Origin of the sequence: Marivivens donghaensis (genome assembly GCF_011806565.1) — a bacterium.
In the GTDB taxonomy this organism is placed as follows: domain Bacteria; phylum Pseudomonadota; class Alphaproteobacteria; order Rhodobacterales; family Rhodobacteraceae; genus Marivivens; species Marivivens donghaensis_A.
The window spans coordinates 138346-151939 of sequence record NZ_JAATOP010000007.1 but is presented as its reverse complement, the minus strand read 5'-3'; the positions used below and the strand labels follow the sequence as shown (position 1 = coordinate 151939).

The window sequence follows — 13594 nt, the reverse complement described above, 5'->3', positions numbered from 1 at the left end:
GCCGCATCCGCGACAAATACCGAAAACAAAATACGTCAATCCGGTGGAGAAGCCCCATTTCCGCCGGAATTTCCCCTGTTAATTAAGGAAGAACAGCCGCTCTCGTGTCTGTGATGTCACGGGATTGCCCCGATTGGCCGCCAGATTGCCCCTCTCGCATCCCAAGGCAGTCAGGTTCGCCCTCCAGAAAAGTGGAATGACTTTTCTTCTGGAGAGCGCAAACCAAATGACCGAGTTTTCTGTTTATCAAAGCGCCGATTTTCAAAACCGCGACTTCGAAGGCCTGCCCTTCGGGACGGCAATTTCCGCCGCCACTCACGCACACATCAATAGCGTCGGGGAGGCAGCATGAACCGCTTCGTCGCCCCCCTCCTCGCCGTCGGCATGGGCGTTCTCGCCGCATGTACGCCCACACCGCCAGTGTCGCAGCCCACGCGCGCCGCGCCAATGGACAGCTCGCTTCCCGCGATGCGGACCTTCGGCACGCCAATCAGGATGCCACTCACCCGCTCCAACATGTCCATCACGCAGGATTTCCTCGACCTCGCGTTCAAGATGGAAAGCGGACGCGCCCTACCCGTCTTTACCCGCTTCGAAGGACCGATCACGGTCAGGGTTGCCGGACAGTATAATGACCAGATGGTCTCTGACCTTCTGAAGCTCACACGCCGGATGCAGACCGAAGCGGGCGTGAACATCTTCGTCAACAATGCACCCAACGCCGCCATTACGGTCGAGGCCGTGCCGCGTAGTGAATTGAACCGCGTTGTCCCCGGAGCCGCCTGCTTCGTGGTCCCGCGTGTCAGTGGCTGGCAGGAGTTCCTTGCTATGCGCCGCACGCCCGCCGTAGACTGGGCGACCGTCACGACCCGTGAAAAAGCGACCGTGTTCGTGCCGTCCGATGTGGCACCGCAGGAAATCCGCGACTGTCTGCACGAGGAGCTCGCGCAGGCTATCGGGCCGCTCAACGACCTCTATCGTCTGTCGGACTCGATCTTCAACGACGACAACATGCACGCGGTCCTGACCTCGTTCGACATGCTGGTCCTCCGCGCCTTCTATTCGCCCGAGCTGCGTAGCGGCATGAGCCGTCAGCAGGTCGCAGAGGTTCTTCCGGGTCTGCTCGCCCGTCTGAACCCCGCCGGCGAGCGCGGCACGGCGTCGCGGACCAGCAGCACCTCGCGCGACTGGATCGACCTGATGGAGTACGCGCTGTCGTCCTCAAACGGGCTCGCCCAGCGCCAGCAGGTGTCCGAGCGTGCGATCAACCTAACCCGCGCATTCGGCTGGAACGACATCCGCGAAGGCTTCGCCAATTTCGTCTATGGCCGCCTCAACGTGACGAACAATCCGCAAGCTGCTTATGCCGCGTTTCTGGCCGCAGATCATGCCTATCGTGCCGATCCCGGTGCCCGCGTACAGCGTGCCCACGTCGCGGTTCAGCTTGCCGCCTACACCCTCTCGCATGGCCGCGACCAAGAGACGCTCGCCATCGCCAACGAGGCCATTCCCATCGCCACCGCCTATGAAAATGCGTCACTCCTCGCGACGCTCATGATGTTCAAGGCAGAGGCGCTGGAGAACCTCGGCTACCGAGGCGAGGCGCAGCAGGTCCGTCTGGACAGTCTGGGCTGGGCGCGGTACGGCTTTGGCTCGGAACAGAACATCCGGACGCGCCTGCAAGAAGTGGAGCGCCTGGACCCGAGTTAACAGGAGCTTCACCATGATCTACCCCCTTGCCGGCATCGTTCTTGGCATCATCGTAGGGGCAGTTCGTGCGAAAATGCGCGGCGGCAAAGTACTGGACATGATCCAGTGGGCCGCCGTCTTTGCCATGATCTTTGGCATCATCGGCCTGTTCATCGTGATCGGTATCGACCGCAGCTATCAGGGCTGACGATGTTCCTCCCCTTCTTCGAAGAACTGAGGAAGGGCGGCGTTCCCGTCACGCTGCGCGAATACCTGACGTTCCTCGAAGCGCTGAAGGCCGGTCTGGCCCTCTACGACACCGAGGAATTCTACTACCTCGCCCGCACCGCCATGGTAAAAGACGAAAGGCACCTCGACCGTTTCGACCGCGCGTTTTCGGCGGCTTTCTCGGGCATCGAACAGATCAGCACCGAACGAGTGCTGGAAGCCGTCAATCTTCCCGCCGACTGGCTGGCCAAGATGGCCGAGAAGTACCTCACCGAAGACGAAAAGCGCGAGATCGAAGCCCTTGGCGGTTTCGACAAGCTGATGGATACGCTGCGCGAACGTCTGGCCGAACAGAAGGGTCGCCATCAGGGCGGCAATAAATGGGTCGGCACGGCGGGCACCTCGCCCTTCGGCGCCTACGGCTACAACCCCGACGGCGTGCGGATCGGTCAGGACAAATCCCGCCACCAGCGCGCGGTGAAGGTCTGGGACAAGCGCGAGTTCAAGAACCTCGACGACAGCGTCGAGCTTGGCACCCGCAATGTCAAAGTCGCCCTGAAGCGCCTGCGCAAGTGGGTGCGTGACGGCGCGACCGAGGAACTGGACCTCGACGGCACGATCCGCTCGACGGCAGAGCACGGCTACCTCGACGTTCAAACCCGCCCCGAGCGGAGGAATGCGGTGAAGGTGCTGCTGTTTTTCGACGTCGGCGGCTCGATGGACCCGCATATTCAGGTGCTGGAAGAGCTGTTCAGCGCCGCGCGGGCGGAGTTCAAGCACCTCGAACATTTCTACTTCCACAACTGCCTGTATGAAGGCGTCTGGCGCGACAACCAACGCCGCTGGAACGCGCAGACCCCGACGTGGGAGGTGCTGCGCACCTACGGGCCGGACTACAAATGCATCTTCGTCGGAGATGCCTCGATGTCCCCCTACGAGATCGCGGCGCGCGGCGGTGCCAACGAGCATTGGAACGAGGAAGCCGGTCACGTCTGGCTCGATCGCGCGCTGGAGCAGTGGCCGAACACGCTCTGGATCAATCCGGTGCCCGAACACTATTGGCAGTACACCCAATCTATTGGCATGATCCAAGACATCATCGGCACCGACCGCATGGTGCCGATGACGCTCGAAGGACTTGAACGGGGAATGAAGGTGCTCGGTCGATGAGGCGCGTTCCGAAACTGATCGTGAGGCATCCTGTGATCAGCCTGCTGTTTGTGGCGGCTGTGACGTTTTCCGTGATGTTTGCCGTGCGGACCCTCGACCAGACGCGCCATTGGGACGACTATCGCGGTAAACGCGGCCGGATCGAGCCTTGGATGACGCCGGGCATGATCGCCCACGTCTGGCACCTTGACCGCGGCGATGTCATTTTCATCGCCGGTGCCAGCGACCTGTCCATTCCCGACCGCGCCAGTATCGAGGAAATCGCCCAAGAGCGCGGCGTGCCCGTGGAAGACATCATCAAGAACATCGAAGACTTCGTCAGGCGCGAGGGTCATCGATGACTGAATGGCTTCTGACGCAGATCGCCACTTGGGGCACTCCACTTTTTTTCATCACGAATTTCCTCTCCTGCATCGCCTTCCCCATCCCCGCCTCGCTCCTGATGCTGGCCTGCGGAGCCTTCGCGGCATCGGGAGATATCCAGTTTTCGGTCTCCTTTGCCGCGTGCCTGACCGGCGCGATCCTCGGAGACCAAGCGGGTTATATGATCGGGCGGCATGGCGTTACGCACCTCCAGCGGTCCGTCGCGAAGAAAGAAAACCGCCGCAAACTCTATGCCCGCGCGGCGGAGTTCACGGCCCGACGCGGCGCTGTCGGCATTTTCCTGACCCGCTGGCTGTTCAGCCCGCTCGGCCCCTATGCGAACTTCGCGGCAGGCGCGATGGACATGAATCGCCGCCGTTTCACCATCTGGTCCGCGATGGGCGAGGTTGTATGGGTGTCGCTCTACACCTCGCTCGGCTACGTATTCGGCGACCAGATCACCACGATTGCAGAGGTCGCCAGCAACATCAGCGGCCTTCTCGCGGCCAGCCTGCTGGCGCTTTTGGCGGGCGGATTGCTCCTCCATCTGATCCGCGACATCGAGACCTGATTGCATCGCGCGGGAAGGCTGCCAATATAACACCTATGCTGCGCTTTCTGCCCTTCATCCTGCCGATCATCTACGCCCTCGTCATGTGGCAGTTCTCTGCCATCCGGACGCGGAAACACCTCGACGCGAACTCGGTCGAACTGGTCGAGCCGCGACTGGAGCCTGCCTTGCGCAAGCTCGCGTCGGCGTTGGATGTGAGACGCGTGAAAGTATTCATGCTCGATGACCCCACGATCAACGGCCTTGCCGCGCCAGACGGGCGGATCTTCATCACGCGCGGATTTCTTGAAAAACTGCGGAGCGGCGTAGTGACGGCGGACGAGTTGACCTCGGTCATCGCGCACGAGTTGGGTCACGTTGCCTTGGGCCATTCGCGGCGGCGGATGGTCGATTTCGGCGGGCAGAGCCTGCTGGCCTCGCTCCTCTCCGGCATCCTCGGGCGCTTCTTGCCGGGTATCGGTCGATACCTCGTGTCGGGCCTGATGTCGCTGCTTTCGGCGAAACTGTCCCGCTCCGACGAATACGAAGCGGATGCCTACGCCACCGCTCTGCTGATCAAGGCGGGGATCGGTGCGGAGCCGCAACTGACGATGTTCCAGAAGCTGGACAAACTGTCGGGCAAGAGCGGCGCGGGTCCGTCGTGGCTACTGAGCCATCCGGCAACACCAGACCGTATCGCAGCCATCGAGAAAAACGCCCGCAACTGGGCTTAACGGGTTAGCGCCTTCGCCAGACGCGGGAGACGGGCCTTTTTCAGCAGCGAGCGCATTTCCCACGGCTCCGACGACAGGCGGCGCGCTTCGGCCAGAACGGCCTCGGCGGCGTCCGAAACGGCGCTAGGGTGATCCGCGTGAAGCTGGATCAGCAGTTGGTCGGGATCGAGGCGGGTCAGCCCCTCCTCCGCCAGAATGTTCTTAGGGAAATCCGACGCGTTGATCGTGATGATCGTATCGCAATGTGCGCCGATGGCAGCGGCCAGCACATGCACGTCATTAGGGTCGGGCAGCCAAAGGCGGGCCTCCAGCCCTTGCGGAATGTCCACCTCGGCGCGGGGAAAGCGGACCTTCATCGTCGCGATCTCGCCGCGAGCGATGGTTTCCGCCCCTGGCCCGAGTTTATTCGTCGCGCGCGCCCATTCTTCGAGGATACGCGCCGACCAGCGCGGCTCGAACAGGCCGCGCTCTGCGGTGGCGAGCAGCACCTCGCGCATCACCGTCGGAAACAGGACGCAGGCGTCGAGGACCAGCCTCACAGGCGGAAGAAGACCGACTTGAGGTAGCCGCTTTCGGCCAGTTGCGGCATCAGCGGGTGATCGGGGCCAGCATATCCGGTGTGGATGATCTGCGCAGACCGCCCAGCGCGGCCGATACCGCGCGCCGATGCGTTGCGAAATTTGGACAGTTCAGCTGCGTGCGAGCAGGAACAGAGCACCAGATAGCCGCCCTCTTTCACGAGCGGTGCCGCCATTTTTGCCACGCGCTCATAGGCCCGCAGACCGGTTTCGAGCACCTTGCGGGACGGCGCGAATGCGGGCGGGTCACAGACGACAACGTCGAACTGTGCGCCTTCCTCGTTCAGTTTCGCCAGCGTGTCGAACGCATCGCCCTGACGGGTCGCGAAACGGTCGGCCACGCCCATCGCCTCGGCCCCTTTGGTCGCCAGAGCCAGCGCAGGCGCAGAGCCGTCAACAGCCAGAGCCGAAGCCGCACCGCCAGCCAGAGCGGCCAGCGAGAAGCCACCAACGTGGCTGAAAACGTCGAGGACGGTTGCATCCTTTGACAGCATCTGACCGAACGCGTGGTTCGGACGCTGGTCGTAGAACAGACCGGTTTTCTGGCCGCCCATCACGTCGGCCATGTAGATCGCGCCGTTCATCGGAACGGAGATCGGCGCAGTCGGCGCTTCGCCCGCTGCGACTTTGATTTCTTCGCTGAGGCCTTCAAGCCCGCGCGCACGGCCGGCGCCGTTCATGATAACGGTCGAAACGCCCGTCACTTTTTGCAGTGCCGCCACGAGCATATCGATACGCACATCCGCCCACGCCGCATTCGGCTGGACAACGGCGGTATCGCCGAAACGGTCGATGACAACACCCGGAAGGCCGTCGGCCTCCGCATGGATCAGACGGTAGAACGGCTCCGCAAAGATACGCTCGCGGTGCGCCAGCGCCTTGGACAGACGGGCGGCAAACCATCCCTCGTCGATGACCGCGTTCAGATCACGGTCCAGCACCCGCACGATGATGCGCGAGTCAGGATTGACCGCAACGAGCGCCATCGGCGTGCGTTCGGCGTCCTCAAGGATCGCAACAGCTCCGGGTTCGATCGCCTTGGTGCGGCGGTCGGTGACCAGATCGTTTACATACACCCAAGGGAAGCCGTGACGAATGGCACGGGCATCGGCTTTGGGCATCAGGCGGACAACGGGGAGTAAGGGCGCGTTCATGTCGCCCTCCTACCCGTTTTCAAAGCACTCGGGAAGAGCGTTAGTTGAGTTCCGCAGCGATCATCGGGCTGAGGTTATCCAGCACGAACATACGCTCGGTGTAACCGCGCGCCTCGGCAGCAGTCACAGCCCGAGGGCCGGGGCTATCGATGCTGAATTCAACCTGACGCGGACCTTCCAGCACCTCGCCGCTCAGCGCATCGCGCAGCGTCAGCGAAAAGTGGATGTCGTAGTCGCCGTTGAAACGATAGCGCGTGTACTGGGTCAGACCGTGGAATTTCTCCAATTCGATCTCGGCGATGACAGGAAGCTCGCCTTCCGAGGTCTCTACTCCTCGTGCGGCAGCCTCTTCGACCAAACGCTTGATCTGATTGTGACGGTCGAGACCGATATCCCCGCGCCAGACGATATCCGCGCGCGGTTTGATTGAATTCGCCTCAGACACGACTAGGTTCTGAGGTACGTTCACACGCACATCGGTCAGACGATACGACTGGGGCCTCATCTCTACTGATTCAGCCGTGAGAAGCGGACCATCGAATGTGATGTTCCGCGAGGCAGTTTCACTCTGCATACAGCCGGCTACAGACACGCCGACGCATGCTAACATAGCATAACGTAACACCTTCATGTTCCGAACTCCATTTCACTGGCACTTTGTGCTCTATTCTTTTGAAGTATGAGAGTTCTACTGACGGATAGGGGCGAGAAAGCGTCAAACCATCGGCAATTTAAGGAAAATTGCGTGTGAAATTGTGACGGAATTTAGCCCGTGTTGTTAGCGGTAACACAATCTGTTATGGCTGGCCGCGAGAAGAGAGGGAGAATCTTTGAATGGCTTTGCATCCAACGCTCAAAGCCGTGACTGACAGGATTGTCGCACGGAGTGAGGCGCGGCGGACTGCCTACCTTGACCTGATGGGGCGCGCTGCCGCCGAAGGTCCGAGGCGGGCACATCTGACCTGCGGAAATCAGGCTCACGCCTACGCAGCAATGGGCGGCGATAAAGACGCGCTCGTTGCAGAAAAGGCCCCGAATATCGGGGTCATCACCGCTTATAATGACATGCTTTCGGCTCACCAGCCGTTTGAAACCTATCCTGCGATCATCCGCGAGGCGGCCCGCGCCGTCGGTGCAACCGCGCAGGTCGCGGGCGGCGTTCCGGCGATGTGCGATGGCGTCACCCAAGGCCAGACCGGCATGGAGCTTTCGCTGTTTTCGCGCGATGTGATCGCCCTCGCCGCTGGCGTCGGGCTTTCGCACAACGTGTTCGACTCGTCGATCTATCTGGGCGTCTGCGACAAGATCGTCCCCGGCCTCGTGATGGCTGCGGCGACCTTCGGCTATATTCCGGCTGTGTTCGTGCCCGCCGGTCCGATGACCTCGGGGCTGCCAAACGACGAAAAGGCCAAAGTGCGCCAGCAGTTCGCCACGGGCGAAGTGGGCCGCGACAAGCTGATGGAAGCCGAGATGGCCTCCTACCACGGTCCGGGCACCTGCACCTTCTACGGCACTGCGAACACCAACCAGATGCTGATGGAGTTCATGGGCCTGCACCTGCCAGGGGCCTCGTTCATCAACCCCAACACCCCGCTGCGAGATGCGCTGACCGTTGCAGGGACGGAACGTGCGGCACAGATCACCGCGCTCGGCAACGAATACACGCCGGTTTGCGATGTCCTGGACGAGCGCGCGTTCGTGAACGGCCTTGTCGGTTTGATGGCGACGGGCGGTTCGACCAATCTCGTGCTGCACCTGCCCGCAATGGCGCGTGCTGCGGGGATCGAGCTGGACCTTCGGGACTTCCACGATCTGTCGGAAATCGTTCCGCTGCTGGCAAAGGTTTACCCCAACGGCCTTGCCGACGTGAACCACTTCCACGCCGCAGGTGGCCTACAGTTCATGATCTCGGAGCTACTGAACGCGGGTCTGCTACATGACGACGTGACCACCGTCGCTGGCAAGGGTCTGGATCGTTACACCCAAGAGCCCAAGCTCAAGGAGGGCCGCGTCGCCTACGAGGACGGTCCGGCGGAAACGCTGAATGACAAAATCCTCCGCCCCGCTGCCGAGCCGTTTGGCAAGACCGGCGGTCTGTCGCTGCTCGAAGGCAACCTCGGCCGCGGTGTGATCAAGGTATCCGCCGTCGCTCCCGAGCGTCACATCATCGAAGCGCCCTGCCGTATCTTCCACGAACAGGCAGACGTGAAGAAGGCATTCCAGAACGGCGAATTCACGTCGGACACCATCGTGATCGTCCGCTTCCAAGGCCCGAAGGCCAACGGGATGCCGGAACTTCACTCGCTGACCCCGACGCTGGCAGTGCTTCAGGACCGCGGCCTCAAGGTCGCGCTGGTCACGGACGGCCGTATGTCGGGCGCGTCGGGCAAGGTTCCCGCCGCGATCCACGTCAGCCCCGAAGCTGCCGATGGCGGACCGCTCGCGATGCTTCAGGACGGTGACGTGATCCGCCTTGACGCGACCAAGGGCACGCTCGAAGTGCTCGGCGTCGACCTGTCGACGCGCACCGCCGTCACTGCCGATCTGTCAGGCAACGGCAACGGCGTGGGCCGCGAGCTGTTCGACGTGTTCCGCAAGAACGTCGGCCTGTCGTCGCACGGCGCTGCCGTTGTGGTCTGATCTTAGTGCCCGAGGCCCCTCCGCCTCGGGCTTTTTTACTGCATAGGACAAAATATGACGCCCGAAGCTGCATCCATTGAATCCCGCAAAGTCTGCGAACTCGCACCGGTCGTTCCGGTTCTGGTCGTCGACGACGCAAGCTCCGCTGCCGATCTGGCCAAAGCGCTCGTCGCTGGCGGCCTGCCCGCACTCGAAGTCACCCTCCGCACCGCTGCCGCGCTGGACGCGATCCGCGAGATGGCTCAGGTCGAAGGCGGCGTTGTCGGTGCAGGCACTCTGCTGACCTCGCAGGACGTCGAAGCCGCCAAGAAAGCCGGCGCGACCTTCGGCGTATCGCCGGGTGTGACCGACCGCCTGCTTGATGCGTGCGAAGCCAACGACCTGCCGCTCCTGCCCGGCACCTCGACCGCATCGGATGTGATGAAACTGCTCGACCGCGGCTACACCACGATGAAGTTCTTCCCTGCCGAAGCAAACGGGGGCGCTCCGGCGCTCAAGGCCATCGGCGCTCCGCTCCCCCAGGCCAAGTTCTGCCCGACCGGCGGAATCTCGATGAAGAACGTGAACGACTATCTGTCGCTGTCGAACGTACTGTGCTGCGGCGGCTCGTGGGTCGCACCGGCCCAGATGGTCAAGGACGGCAACTGGGCAGGCATCGAAGCCCTCGCCCGCGAAGCGGCAGCGCTCAAGCGCTGACTTGCCAGAACATTGGCGTAGGCGCAGGGTGAAAGCAGCCAAGGGGGCTTTCATCATGACAACTCCGACCAGCACTTGCTTATGGTTGGAAAGCGGCGCCGCCGAGGCTGCCGCTTTCTACCAGACCCTATTTCCCGACGTGCGCGTCACGCACACCCAGCCGAAGTTCGACAATCCTGACGAAGCGCTGGTGGTATCTCTCGAAATCGGTGGACAGAAGTTCAGCCTGCTGAATGGCGGGCCATATTACAAGCTCACACCCGCTGCATCGATCGAAGTGAAACTCGACACCCAAGCCGACATCGACCGCGTCTGGGCTGGGCTTGCCGACGGCGGCGCAGAAATGCAATGCGGTTGGCTTACCGACCGCTGGGGTGTGTCGTGGCAAATCGTGCCCAAGGTCTTTTTTGAGCTGATCGCCGGTCCCAAAGCGGACGCGGTGATGGCGGCGATGATGCAAATGGTGAAATTTGACATCGCCGCGTTGGAGGCCGCAGCGGAATAACCGCTGCGCCTGCCTTTTATTGCTGATCGGTCACGCGCGCCGAACGGCCGCCGCGACGCTTTGGTGCGGTCGGCTGATCCAGCGCTTCTTTGAGCACGCCGGTCATCGGGTGATGCGGATTGCCGCCTTCGTAACGGGCCAGAAGGCCGCGAACGTTGGCATTGGTGTCCGATCCGAGCGGAGTTTTCAGCGCCCAGTCAAAGAAAATGCTGCGGCATTCTTCGAGCGTGATCCCGTCGATACGGTAGGATTCACGGATCAGACCCGTCGGGTCGATATCGTCTTGAGCCATGTGGCGCCTATTCCAAGAGGCGAGAGATAACCTGGTCGGCCGCATTTGCCGTCTCGTCCATCGCGATGCGTAGCGCCTCGGTATCCGCAAAGCCGGTCTCCCGCAAAATAAATCGACGTCCGCCCTCGCCCAGTTCATCGGGGTCCAGCTTGCCGCCAGTGAGCAGCCGCGCGGCGGCCTGCAATTGCCAGAATAGATTCGCCGCGTTGCACAAGGCAGCTTCATCCGCGGCATTGAACCATCCGGAGGCGACACCGGCAGCAATCTGCTCGGGCACATTGCGGGCGGCAGAACCAGCACGGAGCGCGGCGGTCTGCGCGCAAAGCTCCACATCCTGCAAGCGCCCCGCCCCGATTTTCGCGTCCCAAGCTCCTTGCGGCGCCTTTGCTTCGGCTATGCGGCGGCGCATGTCGGCCACGTCAGTGAGCACGGTTTCGCCATTAGATTTCTCTGCGAGGATCTGCTGGCGGAGCGCCTCGACTTCCTCGGCTAGATCCTCGGCCCCTGCGATGGGCCGCGCACGGGTGAGCGCAAGGTGCTCCCACGTCCATGCCTCGTCACGCTGGTACATGTCGAACGAATTGAGCGAGGTCGCCACCGGCCCCTGACGGCCTGAAGGGCGCAGGCGCATGTCGACCTCGTAGAGCTTGCCCTCGCCCATCGGCGCGGTGACGGCAGTCAGAAGCGCTTGGGTCAGGCGGGCGTAATAGGGGCGCGTTGCCAGCGGCCTGCGGCCATCGGAGTTATCCACTCCATCCGCGTCGTAAATCATGATCAGATCGAGGTCCGAGCCTGCATTGAGCCGCCGCGCACCGAGCGACCCCATGCCGAGCACCACAGCTCCGCGCCCCGGCGGCGTGCCGTGCTTGCGGCTGAATTCCTCGACCACAATGGGCCACAGGCCAGAGATCACAGCCTCCGCCAGATCGCTGTATTGCTCCCCGCTTTCCTGCGCGGACACGAGGCCCTGAAGGTGGTGAACGCCGACGCGGAAGTGCCATTCCTTCATCCAGCGGCGGGCCATGTTCAGCTTGGATTCGTAGTCTTCGGCCTCGGCCATGGACCGGTCCAGCGACTGCCGGAGGTCATCCAGCGAAGGCCACGGATCGAAGAAACTGCCGCCGATCACCATGTCGAAAACGGATGCGTTGCGGGACAGATACTGGGCAAGCGCGGGGGCTGTCGCACAGATGTCGACGATCAAACGGGTGAGCTGCGGGTTCGCTTCGAACAGCGAAAACAGTTGAACTCCGGCGGGTAAGCCTTTGAGAAATCCGTCGAATTGCAGGAGCGCCTCTTCGGGCTTTGCCGACTGTTTGAGGCGGTCGAAGATTTCGGGGCGCACCCGTTTGAACAGCTCTACTGCCCGCTCCGAACGGAACGCGGGATAACCCAGCCATGCCGCCTCGATGTCCTTGCCGAAGGTGTCGGCAGCAGGCGCGGGCTCGTCAGGGGCAAAGAACCCTTCGGTCAGTGCGTGGACCTCGTGGCTCCGTTGCTCCAGCTCTGCACGCAGTTCGGGGACGTCGCGCCCCATGAAGGCCGCCAACCGTTCCCAGCCTTCAGCCGAGTTGGGAAGCGTATGCGTTTGCTGGTCGTTAATCATCTGAAGGCGGTGTTCGACCTCGCGGTGGAAACTGTAGTGGTCGTAGAGCTTCACCGCGTCATCAGCCTCGACCCATCCGGCAGCGGCAAGCCGATCCAACCCGCGGCGGGTTTCGCGAGTGCGCAGGCTCGGATCGCGGCCACCTGCAATGAGCTGGCGGGTCTGGGTAAAAAATTCGATCTCGCGGATGCCGCCCCGCCCCAGTTTGATGTTGTGCCCGTCGAGGTTCAGCGCGCCATGCAGTCCTTTGTGATCGCGGATGCGCAGGCGCATGTCGTGCGCGTCCTGAATGGCGGCAAAGTCGAGGTGCTTGCGCCAGACGAACGGTCGGAGCGTTTCCAGAAACGCCTCGCCAGCTTTCACATCACCGGCGGCGGATCGCGCTTTGATATAGGCGGCGCGCTCCCACGTCCGGCCGACGCTTTCGTAATAGTGCTCCGCCGCTGCGATCGACAGACACACAGGCGTCACGCTCGCATCGGGGCGCAGGCGCAGGTCGGTGCGGAAGACGTAGCCTTCCGCCGTCTGTTCGGACAACAAGGTGGTCATCTTGCGCGTCGCGCGGATGAAGGACGCGCGGGCGTCGTCGTAGTTGTCCTCGTCCAGCCGGTCGTTGTCAAACAGCACGATCAGGTCGATGTCGGAGGAATAATTCAGCTCCCCCGCCCCGCCTTTGCCCATCGCCAGCGCAAACAGGCCGCCAGCGGTCGCCGCGTCGTCATCGGTCATGCCGGGGATCTTGCCGCGTGCGATCTCGGCTCCGACAAGCCGTTTGAGCGCGGTATCGACCGCCACATCCGCGAAATCGGACAGCGTGCCCGTGACGGTCTCCAGTCCCCAGACGCCGCCCACATCGGCAACGCCGGTCATTAGCGCGATCCGCCGTTTGGCTTGGCGCAGGCCGCTGCGCAGCTGATCGACCTCAAGCGTGCGCACAAGTTCGAGAACTTCCGCCACGGAAGCTTCGGGATCATCAAGCGCTGCAATGAACCACTCCGCTTCCTTTTGCATGAGACCAGAAAGGTACGGGCTGCTCCCCGCAACACCGTAGAGCAAGTCGCGCATGACGCCCGTGACCTCGGGCAGGACCGCGAGCGTATCGGCAGCGCGGTCGGGTTCGTAGGCACGGGGCAGTCGGGTGATGCGGGAGTCGAATGTCATGAGATCACTTTTCACCCGCTTTCCGTCAGCGTCAATCTGGCAAATAGAGCCGCCCTCACCCTGTGCGACAGAGCGCAACCGCCGCATAACCCCTTATTCGCAGGGCATGTTTTCCTTACCACCCGAAAGTTAATATCTTTTACTTTCAGGCAGTTACCCTAACGTCATCCGAAAATGTAACAGTCTTTAACATTTTGCCCTTGTAGGCGAGCCGTCCGATACCAATAT

At 62.2% G+C, this 13594-nt stretch carries 15 protein-coding genes; 10 read left to right on the top strand and 5 right to left on the bottom strand.

What is annotated here, in order from left to right; all coding sequences use genetic code 11:
* Positions 1–196 precede the first annotated feature (196 nt).
* From HCZ30_RS11815 to HCZ30_RS11785, 7 genes are read left to right on the top strand one after another with little or no spacing between them, the layout of a single operon-like run.
* Positions 197–352, top strand: coding sequence for a hypothetical protein (locus HCZ30_RS11815; protein WP_167638496.1), 156 nt, complete (start codon positions 197–199; stop codon positions 350–352).
* The gene (locus HCZ30_RS11810; protein WP_167638495.1) at positions 349–1710 is read left to right on the top strand and encodes a DUF2927 domain-containing protein; all 1362 of its coding nucleotides are present in this window, start codon (positions 349–351) and stop codon (positions 1708–1710) included. Before HCZ30_RS11815 ends, HCZ30_RS11810 begins: the two co-directional genes overlap by 4 nt.
* A 13-nt stretch (positions 1711–1723) precedes the next feature.
* A complete protein-coding gene (locus HCZ30_RS11805; protein WP_167638369.1) occupies positions 1724–1897 on the top strand; it encodes a hypothetical protein in 174 nt (57 codons plus the stop codon).
* Positions 1898–1899: 2 nt separating this feature from the next.
* Complete coding sequence (locus tag HCZ30_RS11800; RefSeq protein WP_167638494.1) at positions 1900–3087, top strand: vWA domain-containing protein; 1188 nt, start codon at positions 1900–1902, stop codon at positions 3085–3087.
* Positions 3084–3428, top strand: coding sequence for a hypothetical protein (locus tag HCZ30_RS11795; RefSeq protein ID WP_167638493.1), 345 nt, complete (start codon positions 3084–3086; stop codon positions 3426–3428). The genes HCZ30_RS11800 and HCZ30_RS11795 overlap by 4 nt, the downstream gene beginning before the upstream one ends.
* Positions 3425–4021 carry a DedA family protein gene (locus tag HCZ30_RS11790; RefSeq protein ID WP_167638492.1) on the top strand — a complete coding sequence of 199 codons (597 nt, stop codon included), beginning with the start codon at positions 3425–3427 and terminating at the stop codon, positions 4019–4021. The genes HCZ30_RS11795 and HCZ30_RS11790 overlap by 4 nt, the downstream gene beginning before the upstream one ends.
* Positions 4022–4056: 35 nt before the next feature.
* Positions 4057–4734 carry a M48 family metallopeptidase gene (locus HCZ30_RS11785; RefSeq protein ID WP_167638491.1) on the top strand — a complete coding sequence of 226 codons (678 nt, stop codon included), beginning with the start codon at positions 4057–4059 and terminating at the stop codon, positions 4732–4734.
* Here the strand turns inward: HCZ30_RS11785 and HCZ30_RS11780 are convergent.
* Genes HCZ30_RS11780 through HCZ30_RS11770 form a run of 3 tightly spaced genes read right to left on the bottom strand, consistent with a single transcriptional unit; the run spans position 4731 to position 6971 of the window.
* A complete protein-coding gene (locus tag HCZ30_RS11780) occupies positions 4731–5273 on the bottom strand; it encodes an RSP_2648 family PIN domain-containing protein (RefSeq protein WP_167638490.1) in 543 nt (180 codons plus the stop codon). The two genes, HCZ30_RS11785 and HCZ30_RS11780, sit on opposite strands and share 4 nt — an antisense overlap.
* Positions 5270–6466, bottom strand: a complete 1197-nt coding sequence (locus tag HCZ30_RS11775) for an RSP_2647 family RNA methyltransferase (protein WP_167638489.1) — start codon at positions 6464–6466, stop codon at positions 5270–5272. The genes HCZ30_RS11780 and HCZ30_RS11775 overlap by 4 nt, the downstream gene beginning before the upstream one ends.
* Before the next feature lie 40 nt (positions 6467–6506).
* Positions 6507–6971 carry a DUF6778 family protein gene (locus HCZ30_RS11770; protein ID WP_348640380.1) on the bottom strand — a complete coding sequence of 155 codons (465 nt, stop codon included), beginning with the start codon at positions 6969–6971 and terminating at the stop codon, positions 6507–6509.
* Between the two features lie 329 nt (positions 6972–7300).
* On the opposite strand from HCZ30_RS11770, the gene edd reads away from it, so the two are divergent.
* The 3 genes from edd to HCZ30_RS11755 are packed head-to-tail and all read left to right on the top strand — an operon-like array spanning position 7301 to position 10307.
* The gene (gene edd / locus HCZ30_RS11765; RefSeq protein WP_167638487.1) at positions 7301–9106 is read left to right on the top strand and encodes a phosphogluconate dehydratase; all 1806 of its coding nucleotides are present in this window, start codon (positions 7301–7303) and stop codon (positions 9104–9106) included.
* 54 nt (positions 9107–9160) lie between these two features.
* Positions 9161–9802, top strand: a complete 642-nt coding sequence (eda, locus tag HCZ30_RS11760; protein ID WP_167638486.1) for a bifunctional 4-hydroxy-2-oxoglutarate aldolase/2-dehydro-3-deoxy-phosphogluconate aldolase — start codon at positions 9161–9163, stop codon at positions 9800–9802.
* Between the two features lie 55 nt (positions 9803–9857).
* Positions 9858–10307 (top strand): VOC family protein, encoded by a 450-nt coding sequence (locus HCZ30_RS11755; protein WP_167638485.1) that lies wholly within the window; start codon positions 9858–9860, stop codon positions 10305–10307.
* 16 nt (positions 10308–10323) lie between these two features.
* Here HCZ30_RS11755 and HCZ30_RS11750 read toward each other — a convergent pair whose 3' ends face one another.
* Together HCZ30_RS11750 and HCZ30_RS11745 are read right to left on the bottom strand one after the other, a co-directional pair.
* Positions 10324–10599 carry a hypothetical protein gene (locus HCZ30_RS11750; protein WP_167638484.1) on the bottom strand — a complete coding sequence of 92 codons (276 nt, stop codon included), beginning with the start codon at positions 10597–10599 and terminating at the stop codon, positions 10324–10326.
* Positions 10600–10606: 7 nt separating this feature from the next.
* Positions 10607–13366, bottom strand: a complete 2760-nt coding sequence (locus tag HCZ30_RS11745) for a glutamine-synthetase adenylyltransferase (protein ID WP_167638483.1) — start codon at positions 13364–13366, stop codon at positions 10607–10609.
* Positions 13367–13594: the final 228 nt, after the last annotated feature.